At 34.2% G+C, this 23,811-nt stretch carries 19 protein-coding genes; 4 read left to right on the forward strand and 15 right to left on the reverse strand.

Features of this window, described 5'->3' with window-relative positions:
* Positions 1-2: 2 nt before the first annotated feature.
* From ACHRVL_RS06110 to ACHRVL_RS06180, 15 genes are all read right to left on the reverse strand, one after another.
* Positions 3-1,463 (reverse strand): LptF/LptG family permease, encoded by a 1,461-nt coding sequence (locus ACHRVL_RS06110; RefSeq protein WP_395411150.1) that lies wholly within the window; start codon positions 1,461-1,463, stop codon positions 3-5.
* Positions 1,464-1,471: 8 nt separating this feature from the next.
* Positions 1,472-2,164: an outer membrane lipoprotein carrier protein LolA gene (locus ACHRVL_RS06115; RefSeq protein ID WP_395411151.1), complete on the reverse strand. Its 693-nt coding sequence runs from the start codon at positions 2,162-2,164 to the stop codon at positions 1,472-1,474.
* Between the two features lie 7 nt (positions 2,165-2,171).
* Entirely contained in the window at positions 2,172-4,622 is a 2,451-nt protein-coding gene (locus tag ACHRVL_RS06120) for a DNA translocase FtsK (protein ID WP_395411152.1), read from the reverse strand.
* A gap of 15 nt (positions 4,623-4,637) precedes the next feature.
* Positions 4,638-5,012 (reverse strand): diacylglycerol kinase, encoded by a 375-nt coding sequence (locus ACHRVL_RS06125; RefSeq protein ID WP_089054575.1) that lies wholly within the window; start codon positions 5,010-5,012, stop codon positions 4,638-4,640.
* Between the two features lie 13 nt (positions 5,013-5,025).
* Positions 5,026-5,523 carry a thiol peroxidase gene (gene tpx, locus ACHRVL_RS06130; RefSeq protein ID WP_395411154.1) on the reverse strand — a complete coding sequence of 166 codons (498 nt, stop codon included), beginning with the start codon at positions 5,521-5,523 and terminating at the stop codon, positions 5,026-5,028.
* Between the two features lie 403 nt (positions 5,524-5,926).
* Positions 5,927-6,184 (reverse strand): DUF6952 family protein, encoded by a 258-nt coding sequence (locus tag ACHRVL_RS06135; RefSeq protein ID WP_089054577.1) that lies wholly within the window; start codon positions 6,182-6,184, stop codon positions 5,927-5,929.
* Between the two features lie 111 nt (positions 6,185-6,295).
* The gene (locus ACHRVL_RS06140; protein ID WP_007805605.1) at positions 6,296-6,604 is read right to left on the reverse strand and encodes a co-chaperone YbbN; all 309 of its coding nucleotides are present in this window, start codon (positions 6,602-6,604) and stop codon (positions 6,296-6,298) included.
* A gap of 238 nt (positions 6,605-6,842) precedes the next feature.
* Positions 6,843-7,481, reverse strand: a complete 639-nt coding sequence (locus ACHRVL_RS06145; protein WP_395411156.1) for a peroxiredoxin — start codon at positions 7,479-7,481, stop codon at positions 6,843-6,845.
* 123 nt (positions 7,482-7,604) lie between these two features.
* Positions 7,605-9,218, reverse strand: a complete 1,614-nt coding sequence (locus ACHRVL_RS06150; protein WP_395411158.1) for a glycoside hydrolase family 3 protein — start codon at positions 9,216-9,218, stop codon at positions 7,605-7,607.
* A 2-nt stretch (positions 9,219-9,220) separates the two neighbouring features.
* On the reverse strand, positions 9,221-9,670 hold the full coding sequence (locus ACHRVL_RS06155) for a GNAT family N-acetyltransferase (RefSeq protein WP_395411160.1): 450 nt from the start codon (positions 9,668-9,670) through the stop codon (positions 9,221-9,223).
* Positions 9,671-9,702: 32 nt separating this feature from the next.
* On the reverse strand, positions 9,703-10,056 hold the full coding sequence (locus ACHRVL_RS06160; protein ID WP_395411162.1) for a hypothetical protein: 354 nt from the start codon (positions 10,054-10,056) through the stop codon (positions 9,703-9,705).
* Positions 10,057-10,077: 21 nt separating this feature from the next.
* The gene (locus ACHRVL_RS06165) at positions 10,078-11,400 is read right to left on the reverse strand and encodes an MFS transporter (protein ID WP_395411163.1); all 1,323 of its coding nucleotides are present in this window, start codon (positions 11,398-11,400) and stop codon (positions 10,078-10,080) included.
* Positions 11,387-12,958: a glycoside hydrolase family 10 protein gene (locus ACHRVL_RS06170; protein ID WP_395411165.1), complete on the reverse strand. Its 1,572-nt coding sequence runs from the start codon at positions 12,956-12,958 to the stop codon at positions 11,387-11,389. The genes ACHRVL_RS06165 and ACHRVL_RS06170 overlap by 14 nt, the downstream gene beginning before the upstream one ends.
* Before the next feature lie 246 nt (positions 12,959-13,204).
* The gene (locus ACHRVL_RS06175) at positions 13,205-14,482 is read right to left on the reverse strand and encodes a carbohydrate-binding protein SusD (protein ID WP_395411168.1); all 1,278 of its coding nucleotides are present in this window, start codon (positions 14,480-14,482) and stop codon (positions 13,205-13,207) included.
* 15 nt (positions 14,483-14,497) lie between these two features.
* Entirely contained in the window at positions 14,498-17,560 is a 3,063-nt protein-coding gene (locus ACHRVL_RS06180) for a SusC/RagA family TonB-linked outer membrane protein (protein WP_370431971.1), read from the reverse strand.
* 220 nt (positions 17,561-17,780) lie between these two features.
* Here ACHRVL_RS06180 and ACHRVL_RS06185 point away from each other — a divergent pair, with 220 nt between their 5' ends.
* From ACHRVL_RS06185 to ACHRVL_RS06200, 4 genes are all read left to right on the forward strand, one after another.
* Positions 17,781-18,530 (forward strand): DeoR/GlpR family DNA-binding transcription regulator, encoded by a 750-nt coding sequence (locus tag ACHRVL_RS06185; protein ID WP_129024185.1) that lies wholly within the window; start codon positions 17,781-17,783, stop codon positions 18,528-18,530.
* A gap of 174 nt (positions 18,531-18,704) precedes the next feature.
* On the forward strand, positions 18,705-19,262 hold the full coding sequence (locus tag ACHRVL_RS06190; protein ID WP_395411170.1) for a LemA family protein: 558 nt from the start codon (positions 18,705-18,707) through the stop codon (positions 19,260-19,262).
* Positions 19,262-20,218: a DUF3137 domain-containing protein gene (locus ACHRVL_RS06195; protein ID WP_395411172.1), complete on the forward strand. Its 957-nt coding sequence runs from the start codon at positions 19,262-19,264 to the stop codon at positions 20,216-20,218. Before ACHRVL_RS06190 ends, ACHRVL_RS06195 begins: the two co-directional genes overlap by 1 nt.
* A gap of 421 nt (positions 20,219-20,639) precedes the next feature.
* On the forward strand, positions 20,640-23,546 hold the full coding sequence (locus tag ACHRVL_RS06200) for an FAD-binding and (Fe-S)-binding domain-containing protein (RefSeq protein ID WP_395411174.1): 2,907 nt from the start codon (positions 20,640-20,642) through the stop codon (positions 23,544-23,546).
* Positions 23,547-23,811 lie beyond the last annotated feature (265 nt).

Here is a 23,811-nt window from a genome sequence, read left to right on the forward strand (position 1 = left end):
AATTATTGTTTATTTTGAGCTGGTGAAAACCGCTCAGCAATTTTTTGAAATAGTTGTGAAATAGGAGTTGTTATCGCATCAAAATTAATCAATCCATTGTCATTTGTAGCACGATAAGTAAGTAATACAGCTAATGGGAGTAATATAAACGAAGACATCCATGATCCCATAAATGGAGACATTCCGCCTTCTTGCGATAATCTTTTTCCAAACGTATTGATGAAATGAAAAGAAATGAAAATTAAAACTGCAAAAACAATTGGTAATCCAAGTCCTCCTTTTCGGATAATAGCTCCTAATGGTGCGCCAATAAAAAACATTAAAAAGCAAGCAAAAGCAATTACGAATTTTTCATATAATGCTGTTAAGTGTTTGTTGATTTCGCGCTGTTTGTCTTTCAGATCTTTTTGAGTCGATTCAATTGAGTAAATGTTGCTGGAAACATTACTGCTGGCCATTTTTAGGATGTCAGACTTTTGTTTATTTGTGTATAAAGACAAAAGGTCGTTTGGTAAAGCTTTTTTCTTTTTAGCCTTATCTACATTGATTGGAGCTATCGATTTTCTAATTCCAACACGCTGATTGATGTTTTCAGAAAATGAAATAATTTCGGTATCTAGATTTTTGCTTAATGAGTCTAAAGTATAGCGCAGTTCATTTACGTTTAGCATTGCATTTGTTCCGGCAATACTTTCTTTACTGTCATCAACTTTATTTAATTCGGATAAATCAATGTTGATGATGTGTTTTTTAAAAGCCGCTTTTATAAATGGAAGCTTGGCACGATCCTCGTATTTTTTTGGAGTAACATCTTGATAGTAATAACCATTATTCAAAACCAGTTTTAAGATACTAGAATTTTCATTACTAATTAATTCTCCGTCTTTGGCTTTGATAACAGTTTTGTTTTCTCCAACGTTGTTCGATTTTTCATGAATAGTAACGCCGGTTAGTATGTTTCCGTTTTCGCCGGATTTTTTATTTACTTTAATATTGTAAGTTCCAACATCGTTAAATTGTCCTTCGGCAATTGCCATAGCAGGTTTTGCCTGAGCGATATTTTTTCGGAAATTAACAAATTTATATTCAGCATAAGGAATAACGTTGTTGGCAAACCAAAAGGCTACAATACTCAAAACGAATATAAAAACAATCAGGACTCTCATGGCTCTTTGAAGCGATATTCCAGATGATTTCATCGCTGCAAATTCATAGTTTTCGGCCAAATTTCCGAAACTCATAATCGAAGCTAATAAAACTGATAAAGGTAAAACCAGCGGAATAATACGCGGCATTGAGAAAAGCAGGAATTTGATAACTAATATAAAGTCAAGATCTTTACCTGCAAGTTCTGCAATAAAAAGCCATACCGTTTGTAATATGAATATAAAAAAAAGGATTACGAATACCGTAGTAAACGTAATCAGAAATGTTTTTAGTAAGTATTTGTCTAAAATTTTCAACCTTGTAATTAATCTAATTTATTGATGTAGTATTTCGGGTATTTACTCGCTACAAAGATAAATTGATTTTTTGATAAAGGCTGATTGGTTTTAAAAGAATTAACGGTTAAAGTAGTTTTTGTTCCGTTTTTTCCAGTTTCAATTAAGTTGTATATGTGTTTTGTTTGAACATCAATGCCTAAAAGAATCTCTTTTCTTTGGTCTTTTGCGTTTGTAGGAGCAAGTTTGATGTACTGGATTTTTCTTCCTTTAACATTTTGTACAATATCCATATTGTATTTGTAGCCAGAATTGAAAAAAGTCAACATTTTTGAAGGTGTGATCGCGTTGTCATCCTTTTCATTTACTTTAGAAATAGTAACTTCTTCGTCTTCAGGATTAATAGTATATGTTTTTTGTCCGTCAAATATTTTAGTTACACCCATAAAGTTCAATACATATTGATTTCCTTTCATGGTTACATTTCCTTTACTATCTTGATTAATATTTTCTTTTGCGTTATTCAAAGAATATTTAAAATCGATTACAATATTGTTGTAGCTTTTTATTTTAGAAGTCACTTCGTTCAATAAATCTTTGGCTTTTTTATCCTGAGCTTGAATAGAAGTGAAGCTCAAAAGCAATAAGATCGCCATTTGAAAACACTTTTTAGTCGCGTTAGTGATAGAATTGTTCTTGATTTCCTGAATTTTTGTTCTCATGATTGGATTAATTTTGTTCATTGTTAAAAAATTGATCAAGAGCACTTAGATCAGAGATGTTCACACTTCTCGCTTTACTGCCTTCAAAAGGACCAACAATTCCAGCTGCTTCCAGCTGATCGATCAAACGACCGGCTCTGTTGTATCCTAATTTTAATTTTCGTTGCAGTAATGAAGCAGAACCTTGCTGTGCATTGACAATAATCTCTGCAGCTTCTCTAAATAAGGTATCTCTTTCGGAAATATCCATATCAAGATTAATGCCAGTTTCCTCTCCAACAAACTCTGGAAGTAAATAAGCTGTAGAATAGGCTTTTTGTGAACCAATAAAATCAGTTATTTTTTCCACTTCTGGAGTGTCGATAAAGGCACATTGAACACGAATTACGTCATTTCCGTTTGAGTATAATAAATCTCCACGTCCAATTAATTGATCAGCACCTTGGGTATCTAAAATAGTTCTAGAGTCAATTTTTGATGTTACTCTAAAAGCAATTCTCGCAGGGAAATTGGCTTTAATTAAACCTGTAATTACGTTTACAGACGGTCTTTGTGTTGCGATAATTAAGTGAATACCAATGGCACGCGCTAATTGAGCAAGACGGGCAATTGGAATTTCAACTTCTTTTCCTGCAGTCATAATTAAATCGGCGAACTCATCGACTACCAAAACAATGTAAGGTAAAAAACGATGTCCCGCTTCTGGATTTAATTTCCTTGATTTGAATTTTTCGTTGTATTCTTTGATGTTACGAACCATTGCATCCTTTAATAAAGAATAACGATTGTCCATTTCAACACAAAGGGAATTTAAAGTATTTACAACTTTTGCATTATCTGTAATAATAGCATCTTCCGTATCTGGAAGTTTGGCTAAATAATGTCTTTCAATTTTATTGAAAAGTGTAAGTTCTACTTTTTTCGGGTCAACCAACACAAATTTTACTTCGGCAGGATGTTTTTTGTATAAAAGCGAAGTTAAAACAGCATTTAATCCAACAGATTTTCCTTGTCCAGTAGCACCCGCCATTAACAAGTGAGGCATTTTGGCTAAATCGACAACAAAAGTTTCGTTCGAAATGGTTTTTCCTAAAGCAATCGGAAGCTCCATTTCAGCTTCTTGAAATTTAGCTGAACCAATTACGCTTTTCATTGAAACCATAGTAGGATTCTTGTTAGGAACCTCGATACCAATGGTTCCTTTTCCTGGAATTGGAGCAATAATACGAATTCCTAATGCCGATAATGATAATGCAATATCGTCTTCTAAACTCTTAATTTTTGAAATTCTGATTCCGGCTTCCGGAACAATTTCATATAAAGTTACAGATGGACCAACGGTTGCTTTAATCTGTGCAATTTCAATTTTGTAGTTACGAAGTGTATCTACAATCTTGTTTTTGTTTTCTTCTAATTCTTCTTGATTAATAGTGATTCCGCCTGTCGAATATTCTTTTAATAAATCGATGGTTGGGAATTTATAATTTGATAAATCTAAAGTCGGGTCAAACAATCCAAAATCAGCAACTAATCTTGAAGCTAGATTTTCTTCAATAATATCTTCTTCTTCGGCTTTTTCAATGACAAATTCTTCAGTATGAACAGGAGCAGTCACAGTTACTGGATTAATATCCATCTGAACTGGTTTTACAACTGGATTTAAATCAATTTCTGACGAATGTGAAATAGTTGGTTTTAAGGCTTCTTTGTTGATTTCAAATTTCGAATCGTCTGTTTTTAGATGGATATTATCTAATTCAGGATCTTCTTCGATTGCAAATTCTTCTAGATTGTAAGCGCTCTCCGGTTGTGATGCAGGTTTTATAGCATTTAATTCAGATTTGAACTCTTTTTTAGTGGAGTCAAAGTAAGATTGAATTTTTTCTGGTGAAAGTTTAATTTTAAAAATCAAATAAACGATCAATCCAAAAAGTAATGTTAATAAAGTTCCTGTTTTACCAATATAGTCTTGAAGGAAAAGATTTAATTCATAACCAATTGTTCCGCCAAGTTCTGGTGCCGAAGTTGCGAAAAAACCAAATAGAATTGAAATGATTATAACCGCAAATAGATCCCAAAACCAAGTGTTTTTTAGTTTTTTGGTAGAAAGTTCTAATGCTAAAAATAAACCGGTTAGGAAAAATAAACGGACAAAAATGAAAGAGGCTATTCCGAAACCTTTATAAACAATCAAGTCAGCAAGAAATGCCCCGAATTTTCCGAGCCAGTTTTCTACAACTTCGCCGCGATCTCCAAGCTGGCTGACCGCGCTTTGGTCTGCTTGCCATTGTCCGTTAACATAAAAAGAAATAAATGCAACTAATAGTGCAATTGAAAAGAGCACCAAAAGACAGCCCACAACAAATTTTTGCTGTTTGGAAAATTTCCATGACCTAATTGTCTCTGTTTTTGATTCGTTTTTTTTGTCTGCAGTTTCCTTTTTGGTTGTTTTTGCCATTCTTGCTTTCCTTGCCTATGTAAATTTTGGAATATAAATAATTAAACCTATTGCTATTGCAGTCATCGCAGCAAAAAACACTGCTCCTGCGGCAATATCTTTGATAAAACCGATTCGTTTGCTGTAATCAGGATGAATAAAATCGGCAATTTTTTCAACAGCCGTATTCAATCCTTCAACACTTAAAACTAAACCAATGGCTAAGGTTTGACAAAGCCATTCGGTTTGTGAAATATGAAAATAGAAACCAGCAATAGTCATTATAATTCCCAATGAGAATTGAACCATAATGCTGTGTTCTGTTTTTATAAGTTTTACAGCTCCGTTAAAAGCATATGTCATACTTTTTAATCGGCCGGTAACAAAGGTATTATCTTTTTGAAACTCCATTTATAGGAAAATATTATAGTGCAGCAAGAGCTGCTTCGTAATTTGGTTCATTTGCAATTTCTGCAACTTGTTCTGTGTGTGTAATTGTTCCGTCAGCATCTACAACAATAATTGCTCTTGAATGTAAACCTGCCAAAGGTCCGTCAACGATTTCTAAGCCGTTTGTTTTACCAAAACTTCCTTCTTTAAAATCAGATAAATTAACTACATTTTCTAAACCTTCTGCGCCACAAAAACGTTTTTGAGCGAAAGGTAAATCTCTAGAAATACATAAAACTTTTGTGTTTTCTAAATCGCTTGCACTTTGGTTAAATTTTCTAACAGATGCTGCGCAAGTTCCTGTGTCAACACTTGGGAAAATGTTTAAAACTAATTTCTTACCAGCGAAATCACTTAATGAAGCAACTGATAAATCGTTTTGAACTAATTTGAAGTCAGCAAGTTTAGAACCAACTGCTGGTAACTCTCCTGATGTATGAACTGGATTACCTCCTAATGTTATTGAAGCCATGATTTTTGTTTAAAATTAATGAGGTTCAAAAGTAAGGATTAATATTTGAATCTAAAAGTATTTATTATTCGTTTAAGGATAGATTAAGGATGTATTTCTGATCGTCGCAAATTCACGAATAAATCTAAATAATTTTTAATTTATCGCAAACTATGTCATTTCGACGGAGGAGAAATCGCACTAGTGAATCGATAAAGATTAGCAATTTTGATCGTGGAGTTTCTTGTGTGATCTGCTTCGCCAATTCGCTATCGCTCGGGTCTACTTTGTCGAGATGACAAGATTGCGTGAAAAAAGTTGTTGTAAGATATGTTCGAAAGTGAAAAATAAAAAAAGCGTCTCTTATTGAGAAACGCTTTCTTGGTCATGTTTTTTTGTTTTTTCTCTGAAAAAGAGGTCGATATTATTTGTCAATCGAGCCCAAAACGCGTTTCATGAATGCGTTTAAAGCTTCTTTTTTATCAGTTCCTTGCGAAACCATTTTGTGCACTTCAAGAGCGCCATACATATTTGAAATCAATTCGCCAATTACATCTAATTCTTCATCTTTTAAAGAAGGAATTTCGGTCATAGCTTCTAGAACTTCGATAGTTTCAATGATATAATCCTGATCATTTTCTTCTATAAATTGCGTTAAATGCTTTATTACTGGTAATTTCATGTTTAGATTTCTTAGATTTTTTTAGACATTCTTAGACTTCTTAGACCTTTTAAAATTTATAGACAACTTCTAAGAAGTCTAAAAATCTAAGCCAGTCTAACGAATCTAAATTTAAGCAATTGCGTTTACAAGATCAATTAAAACTTCTTGTTTGTTGGTTTGAGTTTCTCCAACTAATTGTCCGTTTACAAAAGTTGCAAATGTTGGCAAGTTACTAACGTTAGCAAGCTTTCTTGATTCAGGAGAATTTTCTGCATCAACCAAAACAAAAGTGATAGCTTCATTTTCTGTGGCTAATTTTTTGAATTTTGGTTTCATAATACGGCAGTTTCCACACCATGATGCTGAATATTGTACTACTACTTTTTCGTTTTTAGCAACTAAATCTGCTAACGTATCTTCGTTTAAGTCGATTAACATGTTTTTTGTTTTAAGGTGCTAAGTCGCTGAGGTGTTAAGGTTCTAAGTTTTTAGCCCTTAGTCCATAAAATGACTTAACGTTAAAATTATTTTTTGAGATCTAAAGTCATCAAGGTTCTAAGATTCTAAGTATTAATCTTAGAACCTGATAACTGTATTGTAGAATTTTATTTAAGATTTAAAAGTTCAGTAAAAAAACTTAGTGTCTCAGTACCTTAGAACCTCAGAACCTTAAAAATTAATTAGCGCTTAAGTATTCAGCAGTACTTAGTCTATCTGCAGACATAGCTTCTTTACCAGCTTCCCAGTTTGCAGGACAAACTTCACCTTTAGTTTGGATGTGAGTGTAAGCGTCAACCATTCTTAAGTATTCGTTTACGTTACGTCCTAATGGCATATCATTAACACTTTCGTGGAAGATTTTTCCAGTTTCGTCAATTAAGTAAGTAGCTCTGAAAGTTACGTTTGAACCTTCGATGATAACTGAATCAGTTTCTTCGCTGTATTCTGTAGAATCAATATCTAAAATACCTAAAATGTTAGCTAAGTTACGGTTAGTATCTGCTAAGATTGGGTAAGTAACACCTTCGATTCCACCGTTGTTTTTTGGAGTATTTAACCAAGCAAAGTGAACTTCGTTAGTATCGCAAGAAGCACCAATTACGATAGTATTTCTTTTTTCGAATTCTGGTAATGCAGCTTGAAAGGCGTGTAATTCAGTTGGACATACAAAAGTAAAATCTTTTGGGTACCAAAATAAAAGTACTTTTTTATTGTTGTTTACTGCTTCTTCAAAAATGTTGACTTTTAAATTGTCACCCATTTCTGAGATAGCATCTACTGCAATACTTGGGAATTTTTTTCCTACTAAAGACATAATATTCGTTTTACGTTAAAAATTTATTTGATGCAAAAGTAGGGTATAACTACAGGTTCTTACAATAAGATGTGATTATAAAAATTTATAAGTTGATAAATTCTGACTATGATTAAGTGTAAATTATTGAATATCAATATTTACGGGAAGAGTCCCACTGCAGATAAAATTTTCTAAAAATTGAATTCCTGCTGTTTTTTGAAATTCCTCAAAATCTTGATACGCTTGAAATAATCCTGAAACCTTTTTTAGATTCGGAATTATGGGTAAAACGTATGGATTTCCAAAAACATAAACGATACATTTTTTGGTTTGAAGCAAATCAGAAAGCAATTCTAAAACTTCATTGTCGATTTCGAAATTGTTCATTGGTTTTGCTTTTGGAACAAATAATGAAATAATAATGGTTTCAAAATTTTCTAATTCTTTTCTGATAGATGAAATATTGGAAACTTCTAAATTTTCAAAAGCAAATTCTGGTGAAGGTAATTTTGCGCCTAAGTTTTTGAAGAAGCTGTTTTCGGTATTTTTATATAAACTCAGTTTGGCAAGTTTGTTGTTTTTTTGAGCGCCAAAAGCTAATTCTGTACTTGAATTATCAGTAAGTTTTGTAATCGTGTTTTGAGCAATTTCTAGATTTAGAGCTGCTGTTTTTTCGAAGTTTAATTCGCCCGAAGCAGAAGTATTTCCAGAAAGAATTCCAGCTTTTTCTTTAGCTTTCATAATTCTATTAAAGCTTTCTTCAATACGTTCTGGCGAAGCATTTTTTAAGATTTCCTCAATTCCTTCAGGTACATTTTCGGCGAAACATAAAACATCATTTCCAGCATTAAAAGCTTCCCATTCTAAATGTCCTTTGGTTTCATATAGCTTAGAAACGCTGTGCATATTTAAAGCGTCAGAAATAACCAAACCATCATAACCTAATTTATCACGCAATAAATCCTGAATAACTGCTTTTGATAAAGTTGCAGACGTGTCTTTTCCGTCATTTAAACTCGGAACAGCCAAATGTCCAATCATAATCGAATCGACATTATTTTCAATTCCTTTTATAAACGGATACAATTCGTTTTCCATCAATTCTTCAAGAGTTTCCTTTAAAACCGGCAATCCTAAATGCGAATCAACATTAGTATTTCCGTGTCCGGGAAAGTGTTTCAAACAGCCTAAAACACCAACTTCCGACATTCCTTTTAAATATTCAATGGAAAAATCGGCTACTTTTTGTTTGTTTTCACCAAATGAACGATAGCCAATAACCGGATTATTTGGATTATTATTGATATCTGCCAAAGGCGATAAATTATACTGTATTCCGGCTGCTTTTAAATCCAACCCGATTTGTTTTCCAACTTCATAAACTAAACCAGCTTTGTTTTCTGGCAAAGCACCAAGCGTAATCGCATACGGATATTGTGGTGTTTTTTCGATACGCATTGCCAATCCCCATTCCGCATCAATACTGATTAAGAGGGGAGTAGAAGCTGCTTTTTGATAACGGGCAATAAGCACTTTAATTTTCTCATAGCTGTCATCGTTAAAAACAACTTTTTTCTTGCTTTCGTAGTTCGTTGCAGCGCTTGCACGACTGTGAAAAAACGTTAATCCGCCAATATTGTGCTCTTTTATAAGGCGTTCCGTTTCCTGAATATTTTCTTCGGTATCGTTGATAAAAACGGCAGGAAAAAAGAACTGTCCTATTTTTTGTTTTAATGCTTCGGTAGTGATTTTCATTTTTATAAAGTCTTTTTCATACATACACTATTATCGACCTTTTCGTAAGGCGGATAATTTGGAATGATGGTATAGTTTAATTTCTGATATAGATTTATGGCTTCTGGCTGGTTTTTGCCTGTTTCCAGAATAGTGTGTTTGTATTTTATTTCGGCTGCCCAAATTTCTAATTCGGCCAATACTTTTGAGGCTATTCCTTTTTTTCGATGGTCAGGATGAACATACATTCGTTTAATTTCGACCGTATCTGATTCTTTTTCTCTAAAAGCACCACATCCAACTGCAGTATTATTTTCATAAAAAACGACAACATGTTTTATAGTGTCAGTTTTATTAAACTGATTGTAAAATGCATGATCGTCGCCGTCTCTAATGGCCAAATCCTGATCTAATAAAACAACCAGATTTTTAAAATCGATATCGTCAGAATTTGTTCGTTTTATGGTAATCATGATTTCTAAAATTGTGTAAAATCGCTTTTATTTTAGTTTTGCTTTCTTTTGTTTTGCCAATTGTTTTTTGGTTTCAATTGCTTTTTGGTTTCAATTGCTTTTTCCAATCGGTTTTTAAAACGGAAAAGTTTTGGCAAACCTTCAATTCTGTCTTCGATTGTAATCGCTTCATAAACAATAATCGCTTTTTCTAAAACTCGAATTTCATTGTCTAGATCAAGTTGATTTTTGTAAATAGCGGCAAGTCGATCATAAGAATAATTTCCTTTAAAACCTTCTTTTATGTTTTCTTCGTATAACGCAATTGCTTTTTCAATTTCTCCAGCTTTTTCAAATTCAATTGCTCTCAGGTTTCTTTCAGCCTGTTTATTTTCATTGATTTCCATGGGCGTTATATGGTATAGCGGTTATTCTATTTTTTTACCAAAATCTTTCGGGAAATCTAAAAATCTAGAAAGAATCAAACCTGGAATTGTAGCTAATAATACCCAGATAAAGAAATTCTCGTAACCTAGATATTTTTGTATAAACCCGCTTAACATTCCCGGAAGCATCATTCCTAAAGCCATAAAACCAGTTGCGAGAGCATAATGTGCTGTTTTGGATTCTCCTTCGGCAACATGTATTAAATACATCATAAAACCTGTAAAACCAAAACCGTATCCAAACTGCTCAAGAACAACCGTTATACAGGTATAGAGATTTAAAGGAGAGTTAATTTCGAAAAAATAGAGATTTAAATGCAGGTGAAAAATTTCTTCAGGTTGAAAATGCGCTAATCCAATAAAGCCGATAATAGGTAAATGCATGGCAAGAAACATAGGAAGCATCCATTTTGTAAGTCCATGTTTAGAGATTGCAATTCCGCCTAAAATTCCTCCAACAGTTAAAGCGAAAATACCCAAAGTTCCATAGATTATTCCAACCGCTTCAGTGTCTAATCCCATTCCGCCTAATTCTTTTCCGTCAAGTAAAAATGGGCTTAACATTTTTAGAAGCTGAGATTCTCCAAGTCTGAAAACAAGGATAAAAGCCAAAATTAAACCAATTTGTTTTTTTTGAAAGAAGCTGATAAATACCGTTGCAAAGCTTTGGTGCTGCTGTGTTTTTTTATCATTTTCAGATGCGTTTATTTCATTTTTTGGCGTGAAGATAAAGTTGTAAGCAGTTATAAAGGTCATTAATAAACCAACAGCAATCATGGTATAGGACCAAGCTTTGGTATTATCACCATATTTATGTTCTAGATAACCTGCAAAAAGTACAATTAATCCATTTCCTGCTAACATCGAAAGTCTGTAAAATGTACTTCTGATTCCGAGGAAAAAAGATTGCTGTTCTTTTGGTAAAACCAATAAATAAAAGCCATCGCTGGCAATATCATTTGAAGCTGATGCAAAAGCAGCGACCCAAAAAATAGCCAGTGTCATTATAAAGAAGCCATTGAGCGGAATTGTAAATCCTACGAGTAAAAATGCAATTGAAATTAATAACTGCATTGATAAAAACCATTTTCTTTTGGTTCCGGTTAAATCAATAAATGGGCTCCATAAAGGTTTGATTACCCACGGGAGATATAATAAACTGGTATAAACACCAATGTCTTCATTTGAAATTCCTAAGTTTTTGTACATAATTACCGAAACTGAGATAATTACGGCGTATGGTAATCCAGAGGCAAAGTTAAGAAGCGGGATCCAAAACCAAGGAGAGTGATTATCTGTTTTCATTAGGTTGGGCAGGTAAATAGATTTTAAAATTCTTTTTTAAGTCGGCAGCAGTTGGAGTACTTTCATTGGCGTAATAGTCAATAAAGGTAACTGCGCAGGCTTTGTATGGTCTGATTTTTTCAGCAGGGATCGAAAATGAAATAACACCATCTTTTTCAATTACTCTTATTTTGTCGATTATTTTCGTTGCATCGTTAATATCAACTTTTGAAACATGATCGCCTCCATAAATTACAATGTAACGAACATTTGTATTAAGCGGATTTTTTAAGCTGAATGAATATTTTGTACTGTCTTTTACAAATTCAGTAATAACAGGTGTATCAATAATAATGTGTTTTAAATTAGGAACAGCTGCAGGAATTGCAGGATATTTATATTGATTTTCTTCTAAAATTCGGGCAACATCAAAGTTTTTATTCATAAACCATTTCGAGCTGAAATAAGCGCTGCCTGATACATTTTTGAAACTTCTGGCAAAGTCGACTTGCGTTGGAATTTCATTGGCAAAATTCCAGCTTTTATCGCCGTCACCTCTAATTTTATAAGTAGCATGTCCAATATAAATAGCGGTATTGTTTGAGTTTTCTGACCACCATTTTACTAATTTCGAGTACGAAGCTCTCGGATTGTTCATGCTCCAGTATAATTGAGGTAAAATATAATCGATCCATTTTTGATCCATCCATAAAAGAGGATCAGCGTATAAATCGTCATAGTTTGATGTTGATTGTGTTTCAGAACCCCTTGGATCTTGTGTCTTATTTCGCCAAACTCCAAACGGACTAATTCCGAATTGAACCCACGGTTTACTTTCTTTTATTGTAGTAGAAATGGTATGTACAAAATTGCTCACATTTGCACGACGCCAGTCAGAACGGCTTAAGCCTGAACCGTATTTTTTGAACGAAGCGTTGTCGTTAAAATTTTTTCCAGGAATTGTGTATGGGTAAAAATAATCATCAAAATGAATAGCATCAATATCATATTTTTCAACGACTTCTTTAACAACTTTCGTAAGATGTTCTTGAACTTCAGGTAATGCAGGGTCATAATACCATTTCCCGCCGTATTCAATCATCCATTCGGGATGTTTAAAAAGATCATGATTTGGACTCAATTGCTGTTTGTTTAAATCGAAAGTGGCACGATATGGATTCAGCCATGCGTGAAATTCAAAACCTCTGTTGTGCGCTTCTTCAATCATCCAAGCCAAAGTATCATAATATGGGTTTGGTGCCTGACCTTCTTTTCCTGTCAAAAATCTTGACCAAGGTGCTAATTCTGTTGGATAAATAGCATCACCTACACTTCTAATTTGAACAATTACAGCATTATAATTTAGCTTTTTATAGGTGTTTAAAATTTCTAAATAATCAGCTTTTTCTTTTTCAACATTATCAATTGCTGTTTTTGGCCAGTCGATGTTTACCACGGAGGCGATCCAAACACCTCTAAATTCATTTTTAGGATGCATTACTTTTTCTTGTGAAAAGGATTTCCATCCGAAGAAAAATAAAAATAGTATTGAGAACAGTAAGTGCTGGTTTTTATGCATTTCAATCTTTTTTAACAGAAACCAAAAATAGTTTTTTTAATGGATTATAATAAATAATTCAGAAATTATAATTTCAACGTTATTTATGCGGATTTCTTACAATTGGTTTTTGTTTTTACGACAGTTTTTGCCAGTTTTCAATTTTAGACAAGGACTGTTTAATGTTATGGGGTAATTTGAAAACAGATAAATGTATTTATGATATTAAAATCGAGGCGTAACGAGACGCCTCGATTTTAGTAGATCTTATATTGCAGGATCTGGTGGTGTATTCGTGTTATTGTTTCTTTCAGAATCTGGATACGGATACCAATTACGGTTTCTTTCTGCACCAGGAGTTCCGGCACCCGGACGATCAAATCTTCTGCTGTCTTCTAGTTTTAAACTTGACATATACATTTCGATACAGCGATTTCTATAAATCTCAGTTAAAATAGCAGGTTTTGTCAGCGCTCCAGCATATGGCGGCAGATTTGCTCCAATTCCGTAAGTATCTCCGGCAGCGGTTTTAGTCAAAACTTTGTTTAATTCTATTACGGCTTGAGGCAGATTATCTTTCCTAGCATAAGCTTCTGCAGTAATCAATGTCATCTCACCTGGTAAATAAACAGGAATCGGCTTAAGATTGGTGTCAAAAAAACCAGTTGCAACCGTAGGATTTGAACCCGGTTTAATGTAGAAGTTTAACCTTCCGTCAGAACTAGAAGGAGCTAATGCAGCAGGCAGACCTAATGTTAAATCAACAGGCTGGAATACATTGTTTGTGGTTATAGAAATATAAGCAATTGGATTTGGACTAATTTGATCAAAAGCAAATACAGATTTTACTGCAAGATCAACTTTGGCAGCATATGCAATAGCATTGTCATAATCTCCAGCCATTAAATAAGTTCGGGCTAAAAGTGCATAGACTGTGTTTTTGTAATTAACAGTGCTTACTAAACCAGTAACTCCAGTTGCTTTGTCTAAAATAGGTTCTGTAGCTTTTAGAATTTTTATGGCTTCAGCTAAAACATCAGCTCTTGTGTCAAAAGTGGCATTTTTTCCTGTTTTTAAAGGAACACTTTGAAAGTACTGAACCATTGTAGTTATTGCCATTGCTTTGAAAATAGTGGCGTGAACAAGAACGCTTGCTTTTTCAGTTTCGGCAGTTAAAACATCAATATGATCAATAACTTTTTGCGATTCGGATTTAATAACAAGACATTGCGACCATAGATTATTTACTACGTTATTTTTAGTAGAAAGTACTTCGCCGCCCACAGAAAGTTCACCTTCGTCAACATTTCCTGCATTTAGCAATCGGAGTTCTTTTGTTGTAAATCCGTTTCCAGTAATAGTGTTGTAAACAGGGCTGGTTCTGTCAATAGTCCAAAGTTGCTGCAATCCGTTTGCAGCACCAATAATTCCTTCTCTAGAGCCAAAAACTAAATCCTGAGAGGGTTTGGTTGGATCTAAATACTCTTCGTTGCAGCTTATTAAAAGTGTTGCAAAGGCTACTATAGGGATGAATATTTTTTTCATAATATTTTTATTTGATTAAAATTGAACTTTTACTGCCAATGAGTATGAACTAGGAATTGGCACTGTTCCAAAATTGTATTTCGCCACCGAAGATTGTCCGCCAGAATTTGTTTCTGGATCAAAACTCGTAAAATTATCCCATGAAATTAGGTTTCTTCCGCTTGCAGTAATTACTAAATCATCAAAGAAACTATTTAATTTCCCAAAAGAATAGTTTAAAGATACCTCTCTTAATTTTAGGTAGCTTCCGTCTACAACTCTAAACTCTTCGATGTTGTAAACAGACCAAATGTATCCACGAGGTAATTCTCCGTTAAGTTCTTTAGCAACTAATGTTCCAGAACCTACACCTTGTCTTGTTCTATAATCAGCATCAAAAACATCTACGCCTTGAACGCCATCAAATAATACAGATAAACCAAATTTTTTGTAATTCAGATTTGTTCCGAAAGAAATAATATAATCTGGATTTGGGTTTCCAATTTGTTTGTTCAAAATTGTTCCTGTAGGCTGTCCAGAAGCATCTCTTTGCGGAGCTCCAGTATTTACGTCTCCTTTTTCAGTTTGAGGATAACCCGTTGGCGTAAGTAATAAACTTCCGTCAGCGTTTCTAGCAAAGTATGTACCATAGAAAATACCAATTGGCTGGTTCATTTCAACAAAAACAGGTGCTCCAGCTAAATTGCTGTCTAGTTTAAAACGCTGCTGCGGTAAGCCGGTTACTTTATTTCGGTTGCTGCTGTAGTTTACAAAAACATCAAGATGCAGGTTTTCTTTTTTGATAAGATCATATTTCAAGTTTACTTCAAAACCTTTATTGTTCATTTGACCAATGTTCTTAATCGTGTTTGTAGCACCTTCAGAAGCTGCTAATTGAACAGGCAGTAACAAATCATCAATATCAGCATTATAATAACTGAACGATAAATTCAAACGATCTTTTATAAAACCAAAATCCCCACCTATTTCATAAGTAACACTTTGTTCTGGTTTTAAATCAAGGTTTCCTTGTTTGAAACCTTCAATAGTAAAAGTACTATTTCCTAAAAGCGTTCCTGTAGAGTAATTTGTAAAACGAGCATACGGTTTAATAGCGGTTAAACTTCCTGATTTTCCCCATGAACCTCTAAGTCTCGCAGAACTTACAACATCATGAATACCTTCCATGAATTTTTCATCAGAAAGTACATAACTTAAACTTGCTTTTGGATAAAACTGAGATCTATTGTCTTTAGAAAAAATAGTCGAAGCATCTTGTCTTCCTGCCAAAGTGATATATAATTTGTCTTTATAACCAATAGTTTCCTGAAGATAAAAACCCCATAAATTGTATTTTGACTGACTTGAACTTGGTGAACCCGGAATCAAGGTATTGAAAGCATTTATGGTTTCGATAAATGGTTTTAAGTTACGTCCTTCAACAGCGGCAAAATTATCGCGATACGTTTGTACGTTGTAACCTCCGTAAGTTGTAGCTTTCCATTTGTCGTTTATATTCCAAAGGTATCTTAAGTTCAAGTCATTATTAAATTGAACTACTCTATTAGTCGCTTCAGAAACATAACCGTCATTATAATAAGCAGGATTAACCACATATGGATATCTCGGAATAAATACATTTCCTCTTTGGTTATAATTGTCAATACCAAAAATCATATCGGCATTAAAATTTTTAAAAGGAACATAATTTAATTGTAAGTCCGAAATAATACGATCTGTATTTTGTTTGATTTTGAACGTTTCTATGATAGAAAGCGGATTAACTCTATTAGGGTCAACTGCTAATAAGTTGCCATTAACATCTCTTTTATTAATATCATAAGTATTATTGGTAATATTTATAGCATTAATTGGGCTCCAGAAAACGTTTCCATCTGGTTTTTCATTTGAAGCAGAATTAATATAATTTAAACCAACAGTCGCAGATAATTTTGAATTAAAGTCGTGTTTCAATCTTACTTTTGCGCCCGCTCGTTTAAAATCGGTGTTTTTTATAATTCCTTCGTTTACTAAATAACCAAGCGATGCAAAGTATTTTGTTTTGTCATCTCCGCCTTGTAATGAGAAATAAGTATCTGTTCCAACACCAGTTGTAAAAATGTCATCTTGATAATCGTAACGTTGTACATCTATAGTTCTAGTTTCAAGATCTCTTCCTAATACATTTACAGTAGTTGGGCTTTTAGGATTCCCTTGAATAGGAAACAAAGCAGGTGACGCATTTACAAACTGTTTATTTGAAGTATTCAGATCAAGTTTTTTTCGGATTTGATTAGAAGTTACACTAGTAGAAAAAGTATATCTGGTTTCGCCGGCAACACCTTTTTTAGTTGTAATTAAAACCACACCATTAGCCGCTCTCGATCCGTAAATTGCAGCGGCAGCGCCACCGTTCAATACTTCGATACTTTGAATGTCATTAGGATTAATATCAGACGATCTGTTTTGACCAATCTGCATATTAGAATTTCCAGTCGTTACATTTAAGTTCGTTACGTTTGTTGTTGCATTGTTTAAAACAACTCCATCAATAACATACAATGGATCTGAAGAACCTAAAATAGACGATGTTCCTCTAAGTTTAATACTAAAACCTCCAGCAGGATCACCTGAGTTTTGAGAAACCTGAGCCCCTGCAATTTTACCTTGCAATGCCGTCGAAAGTCCGCCAGGCTGCGCTTTTATTAAGTCTTCGCCTTTTAAACTTGTAACGGCGTTTCCTAACTCTTTACGAGTAGCGCGTACAGTAGATCCAAGTACCACAACTTCAGAAAGTGTGTTGGTTTCTTCCGCCAGTCTTAGATTAATTACACTAGTGCCGCTGGAAATTTTGACCTTTTTAGTACCAAAGCCAACAAAACTAAAAATTAATGTTTCGTTTTCATTTACAGAAATGCTGAATTTTCCGTCTAAATCGGTTACGGTGCTTTTGGAAGTTCCTTCTATTAAGACAGAAACCCCTGGCAGCGAAAGTCCGTCAGATTCACTTTTAATTGTACCACTTACGGTTTTTGTCTGAGCAAAAATGGGCTGCGCAAACAAAATGGTTCCAAATAAAATAAATAATAGTTTTTTCATATTACAGTATTTGATTAGTTATAGAATCTAAATTTAGAAAAAAAAATTAATAAATGCGATTTTTTGCATCTTATTTAATTTATTATATAGAAAATGCATAATAATGCATTTTATTTTTTTGTTTAATCGTTATTTCTGATTTGTAAGCGTGTTTGGTAAATTATCACTCTTAAAACGTGCATAATAATGCAATATATTTTATATTTGTAAAAAAAATCAGATGCTTAAAAGAGAAAGACATCAATTTATCATGGATAAATTTAAGAATGTCGAAAAAATCAATACTATTGATCTCGCTTTAGAATTAAATATCTCTGAAGATACAATACGCAGAGATTTTAATGAATTGCATAATAAAGGCTTGATTAATAAAGTTTACGGAGGCGCTTTTCTAGTAAAAGACAAGCCAAGCAGTGTGTTTGATATTGCTATTGTTAATGAAGATAAAAAAAATATAGTAGGTCAAAAAGCCCTGTCGTTTTTAGTTGACGGACAAGTAATTATAATGACTGGAGGAACTACTAACTTAGCTTTTTGTAAACTTATTCCAAAAGATTTATCAGCTACTATATATACGTATAGTCTGCCCATAGCCATGCAGTTGTCACAGCATCCTAATATAGAACTGATTTTTATTGGAGGGAAATTGCAAAAAAATGCAATGGTAACCGTAGGAATAGATGTTGTGCAAGTACTGTCAAAAATTAAAGCCGACGTTTGTTTTTTGGGCGTGAGCAGTCTAGATGTAAATCAAGGACTTACCGAGATGGGTTATGAAGTTTCGATTATTAAAAAAGAAATGATTAAAGCTTCTGCCAAAGTTATCGTTTTGGCAACTTCAGACAAGATCAATGGTAAAATGCCTCATAAAGTTTGCGATCTAAATCAAATAGATGCTATTGTGACGGAATTAAGTCCTAATAGTTCTAAAATTAAAAATTTTGCCGATGCCGGCGCTCGTTTGTTTTAAAGAATTACAAGCTTTTTAAAAATCTAATTGCTGCAAGCATCTATAAATTATAGAATGCAGTCTTGAATTTCTTGACATATTGCTAGAATAAAACGTAAGATTTAGCTTATGAGTTTATTACGGTATTATTTTATTTTTTATTTATATTTGACCAAACCAATAAAAACTAAAATCATGTTTATCGTATTGCCCATTATTGTCATCTTTATACTTTTATGGATATTTTACTATAATTCCCTTATCGGAAAAAGAAATCAGGTTACCAATGCTTTTTCTGCAATAGATGTAATGTTGAAAAAACGTTTTGATTTAATTCCGAATCTTGTTGAAATCGTAAAACAATATACCGATTACGAGCAAAGCACTTTAACCAAAATTGTAGAACTTCGTGCAAAAGCAACTTCTGGTTCGATCAGCGATACAGAAAAAGCCAGTCTTGATGCGGAATTAAGCAGTACAGTAAAAGGCTTAATGGTAAATGTTGAAAATTACCCAGACCTAAAAGCCAATACTAATTTTTTAAATCTGCAGACCACTTGGACAGAAAGCGAAGAACAAATCGCAGCAGCCAGAAGAACTTATAATGCTGTAGTTACAGATTTTAATAATGCTATAATGATGTTTCCGGGTAATTTGTTTGCAGGAATGCTGAGTTATACGCCAATTGAAGTTTTGGCAACGGCAGAAGAAGAGCGAAAAAATATAAGTGCAAAAGAACTTTTTAATCGTTAATGGATTCAGAAATAAACAGTAATTCAGTTCTGCAGCAAGCTTTAAATACCTTAGAAACCGATCGAAAAAAAATAGCTGAAACTTATAAGACCTGCTATATATTATTTGGTCTTGCTATAGTGCTTTTGGCAATTGGTTTTTTAATTAGTTTTCCAGCTATAGGTTTTATCGGATTTGCAATTTCGGCTCTTATTGCTCTTGTAATGCATTTTAGAATAGATGGTGATGTTCGTGCTTATAAAGCAGTTTACAAAATAAACGTAGTAGATCCAGCATTAAAAACGATTAATGAAACTTTATCTCTTACACCGCAAAGCGGACTTCCAGAATATGAATTTATAAGTTCTGAGCTTTTTACAACAGAACCTGATCGTTACCACACGCAGGATTTAATAAGCGGAACAGCAGATAAAACTTCTTTTTGGTTTGCCGAAGCTCATGCCGAATACAAAACTGAAACAAGTACTAAAAATGGAACTCGTACCGAATGGCACACTATTTTTAAGGGAATTGTTTTTGTGGCCGATTTTAATAAAAACTTTGAAGTTTCGACTGTTGTTCGCCCTAAAGATTTAGGAAACGCCGTTGGGGCATGGTTTTCTAAAAACATTTTTAGTTTCGGAAATACCGATGTCGTGCAATTAGAAAATACTGATTTTGACAATAAATTTGTAACCTATTCCAGAAACCAAATCGAAGCAAGGTATATTTTAACGCCTGCTATGATGGAAAGAATTCTGAATTTAAACAACAAATGCGACGAAACAATTTCGATTTCCTTTATAAGTTCAAAAATGTATATTGCTTTTCCGCTGTCTCACAATTACTTTGAAGCGCCTATTCATTCTTCGCTTTTAGCTCCCGATTTACTTACAGATGATCTTTCTATCGTTCAGTTCATGCAGGATATTGTTCAAGAACTGGATTTGAATACTAGAATTTGGGGGAAGGGGTAAATCAAAAGGATTAAAAATATAACACTTTCCGAAGTTTTTCTTGCTGACGCTGTGTAAATCATCTCTGCGCGATAAATATTAAACGTTATTTTGAGAAAAGATAAATTCGAATAGATTTTCACAAGAAGTTTGTCATTTCGAGGAACGAGAAATCGCACTCGGGATTCGACAAAGATTGGAGATATTTTGTGCGGAGTTTCTAGTGTGATTTACTTCGTCTGTTCGCTATCGCTCGAGTCTCCTTTCGGTCGAAATGACAAGATTGGGGAATTTTGTTGCGTACGCACAGTATGACAATCGAGTTAAACCCCCAAATTTCAATTTCAAAAACAATAGCAAAGAAAACCTTTAAACCTTTGTCACTATGCCCCTTTGAACCTTAAAAAAATACCTATTTTTGTAACTCAAAAAGAAAGCAATAATGTCGATAAATAAAGAGTTACAAGAACTAGCAGCATCATTAGAAGGCACACTTTTATACGATGATCTTTATAAAACACTATATTCTACAGATGCTTCGGTGTATAGGATTCGTCCTAATGCGGTGGCTTTGCCTAAAACTACTGAAGATATTAGCAAGTTAATTCGCTTTGCGGCACAGCATAATATTTCGGTTACACCAAGAACTGCAGGAACTTCTTTAGCGGGGCAGGCAGTAGGAGATGGAATTGTGGTTGATGTTTCGAAGCATTTCACCAAAATCTTAGGATACAATGCTGAGAAAAAAACGGTTACCGTTCAACCCGGAGTGATTCGTGATGAGTTGAATTTATTTTTGAAACCATACGGTGTTTTCTTTGCGCCAATTACATCAACTTCAAATCGAGCGATGATTGGCGGCATGGTTGGAAATAATTCATCTGGAACAACCTCGATTCGTTATGGTGTTACGCGTGATAAAATTGCTGAAGTAAAAGCAATTTTGAGCGATGGAACAGAAGTAACTTTTGGCGAATTGACTACGGCGGAATTTATCGAGAAAACCAAAGGCGATTCTTTAGAAAATAAAATTTACAAAAGTGTTTACGACGAACTTTCGGTAAAAGAAAATCAGGAAGAAATTATAAAAGAGTTTCCGAAACCAGAAATTCACAGGCGAAATACAGGTTACGCCGTTGATATTCTTTTAAAATCAGAGATATTTGGTGGAACTGAACCCACAATAAACTTAGGAAAACTGCTTTGCGGAAGCGAAGGAACACTGGCTTTTACAACCGAAATCACCTTAAAAGTTGACGATTTGCCACCAGTACATAATATTATGGTTGTTGGGCATTACCATACTATTCAGGAATCGCTGGAATCTGTTGTAGTGGCAATGAAACATCATTTGTACACTTGCGAAATGATCGACGACACGATTTTAGATTGTACGAAAACAAATCGGGAACATATCAAAAACAGATTCTTTTTAGTTGGCGAACCAAAAGCGATTATGCTTTTTGAAGTTGCATCGCACACTTTAGAAGATGCAGAAAATCAGGCAAACGCTTTAATTGCCGATTTAGAGAAAAACAATTTCGGTTACGCGCTCGTAAAAATTTACGGAGCCGATATTGATAAAGCCAACGAACTTAGAAAAGCCGGACTTGGACTTTTAGGAAGTATTGTAGGCGACAACAAAGCTGCAGATTCTATTGAAGATACAGCAGTAGAACTTAGCGATTTGCCAGCGTATATTGCAGAGTTTTCGGCGATGATGTTAAGCCACGGACAGGAAGCGATTTATTATGCACATGCCGGCGCGGGAGAATTGCATTTGCGCCCGGTTTTGAATTTGAAGAAAACGGAAGATCTAAAATTATTCAGAACCATTGCGACCGATGTAGCGCATTTGGTGAAAAAATATAGAGGTTCATTAAGCGGAGAACACGGTGACGGAATAGTACGCGGAGAATTTATTCCGTTTATGATTGGCGATAAGAATTACGAATTGTTGAAAAGAATCAAATTAGCCTTTGATCCTAATTCGGTTTTTAATATTGGGAAGATTGTCAACGCTTTGAAAATGGATGAAAACCATCGAGTAGTTTCGGGCAGAGTAGAACCAGATATTAAAACGTTTCAGGATTTCTCAGACAGTTTAGGAATTTTGCGTGCTGCCGAAAAATGCAACGGTTCTGGCGATTGCCGAAAAATGCCGTCGGCAGGAGGAGCAATGTGCCCGAGTTATCGTGCGACTAGAAACGAAAAAGAGACAACTCGTGCAAGAGCAAATGCTTTACGTGAATATTTGACGTATTCTGAAAAGGAAAATAAATTTGATCAGAAAGAATTATACGAAGTTTTTGAGTTGTGTGTAAGCTGTAAAGCCTGCGCGAGCGAATGTCCGAGTAATGTTGACGTTGCAACTCTTAAAGCGGAATTTTTATACCAATATCAAAAAGCAAACGGATTCTCAACGAGAAGTAAGATTTTTGCCAACAATGCAAAGTTGAATAAAATGGGAAGTTTGTTTCCGTCGATTACGAATTTTATTTCGAATCAATCGCTTGTTAAAAAATCAATGGGAATTGCACCAGAAAGACAAGTGCCGCTTTTGGCAAAAAAGACTTTCAGAAAATGGTATGAAAATAACAAACCTAAAAGTGCAGATTTTCCAAACGGAAAATTGTATTTATTCGTTGATGAATTTACCAATTATTACGACGTAAATATTGGTATTGATGCTTTTGAGTTATTGACAAAATTGGGTTACGAGGTTTTAATTACAGATCATGAAGAAAGCGGAAGAACGTATCTTTCAAAAGGATTCTTGGAAGAAGCCAAAAAGATAACCGATATCAATATCAATATTTTCAAGGATTTAATTTCGAGCAACGCGCCGTTAATCGGAATAGAACCTTCGGCGATTTTGACTTTTAGAGATGAATATCTGCGATTGGCGTCGGATAAAGAAAATGCCGAACGAATTTCGCAAAATGCCTTTACAATCGAAGAATTCTTTAAGAAAGAAATCATCGACGGAAAAATCAGACCTGATTCATTTTCTGAAGAAACAAAAGAAATTAAGATTCACGGACATTGTCATCAAAAGTCTTTAAGTTCTGTTGAAGCAACTTTTGCCATGCTGAATCTTCCTAAAAATAATACGGTTACAATTTACAATTCGGGCTGCTGCGGAATGGCGGGTTCTTTTGGATATGAAAAAGAGCACTATAAGGTGAGTATGCAAATGGGTGAAGATACTTTATTTCCAAAAGTTCGCAACACTGCCGAAAATGTAAAAATTGCCGCTGCAGGAACAAGCTGTCGTCATCAAATTTATGATGGCACCAAACGTGAAGCGCAGCATCCGGTTAGTATTTTGAGAAATTGCTTGAAGTAAGGGATTTCTAACCGCAATCCCAATAGTTATCTGGCGCAAAGAATTACGTAAGGGAACGCGAAGAGTAAAAAAGTTTAGCCACTGATTAAAGGGATTAAAAGGATTTTTTTCTCATTTTATGTCATTTCGACTGAAAGGAGACTCGAGCGATAGCGAACAGACGAAGTAAATCACACGCGGAAATCACACGCGGAAATCACACGCGGAAATCGCCAATCTTTGTCGATATACTAGTGTGATTTCTCCTTCGTCGAAATGACAAACT

The organism is Flavobacterium sp. FlaQc-28, assembly GCF_044007415.1.
Classification (GTDB): Bacteria; Bacteroidota; Bacteroidia; order Flavobacteriales; family Flavobacteriaceae; genus Flavobacterium.

Bases quoted from the DNA above. Each gene is read 5' to 3' on its own strand.
- ACHRVL_RS06155 (WP_395411160.1), bottom strand. From the start codon at position 9,670: ATGATTACCATAAAACGAACAAATTCTGACGATATCGATTTTAAAAAT.
- ACHRVL_RS06200 (WP_395411174.1), top strand. From the start codon at position 20,640: ATGTCGATAAATAAAGAGTTACAAGAACTAGCAGCATCATTAGAAGGC.
- ACHRVL_RS06135 (WP_089054577.1), bottom strand. From the start codon at position 6,184: ATGAAATTACCAGTAATAAAGCATTTAACGCAATTTATAGAAGAAAAT.
- ACHRVL_RS06165 (WP_395411163.1), bottom strand. From the start codon at position 11,400: ATGAAAACAGATAATCACTCTCCTTGGTTTTGGATCCCGCTTCTTAAC.
- ACHRVL_RS06175 (WP_395411168.1), bottom strand. From the start codon at position 14,482: ATGAAAAAAATATTCATCCCTATAGTAGCCTTTGCAACACTTTTAATA.
- tpx (WP_395411154.1), bottom strand. From the start codon at position 5,523: ATGGCTTCAATAACATTAGGAGGTAATCCAGTTCATACATCAGGAGAG.
- ACHRVL_RS06120 (WP_395411152.1), bottom strand. From the start codon at position 4,622: ATGGCAAAAACAACCAAAAAGGAAACTGCAGACAAAAAAAACGAATCA.
- ACHRVL_RS06185 (WP_129024185.1), top strand. From the start codon at position 17,781: ATGCTTAAAAGAGAAAGACATCAATTTATCATGGATAAATTTAAGAAT.
- ACHRVL_RS06180 (WP_370431971.1), bottom strand. From the start codon at position 17,560: ATGAAAAAACTATTATTTATTTTATTTGGAACCATTTTGTTTGCGCAG.
- ACHRVL_RS06190 (WP_395411170.1), top strand. From the start codon at position 18,705: ATGTTTATCGTATTGCCCATTATTGTCATCTTTATACTTTTATGGATA.
- ACHRVL_RS06115 (WP_395411151.1), bottom strand. From the start codon at position 2,164: ATGAGAACAAAAATTCAGGAAATCAAGAACAATTCTATCACTAACGCG.
- ACHRVL_RS06170 (WP_395411165.1), bottom strand. From the start codon at position 12,958: ATGCATAAAAACCAGCACTTACTGTTCTCAATACTATTTTTATTTTTC.
- ACHRVL_RS06145 (WP_395411156.1), bottom strand. From the start codon at position 7,481: ATGTCTTTAGTAGGAAAAAAATTCCCAAGTATTGCAGTAGATGCTATC.
- ACHRVL_RS06160 (WP_395411162.1), bottom strand. From the start codon at position 10,056: ATGGAAATCAATGAAAATAAACAGGCTGAAAGAAACCTGAGAGCAATT.
- ACHRVL_RS06150 (WP_395411158.1), bottom strand. From the start codon at position 9,218: ATGAAAATCACTACCGAAGCATTAAAACAAAAAATAGGACAGTTCTTT.
- ACHRVL_RS06195 (WP_395411172.1), top strand. From the start codon at position 19,262: ATGGATTCAGAAATAAACAGTAATTCAGTTCTGCAGCAAGCTTTAAAT.
- ACHRVL_RS06125 (WP_089054575.1), bottom strand. From the start codon at position 5,012: ATGGAGTTTCAAAAAGATAATACCTTTGTTACCGGCCGATTAAAAAGT.
- ACHRVL_RS06140 (WP_007805605.1), bottom strand. From the start codon at position 6,604: ATGTTAATCGACTTAAACGAAGATACGTTAGCAGATTTAGTTGCTAAA.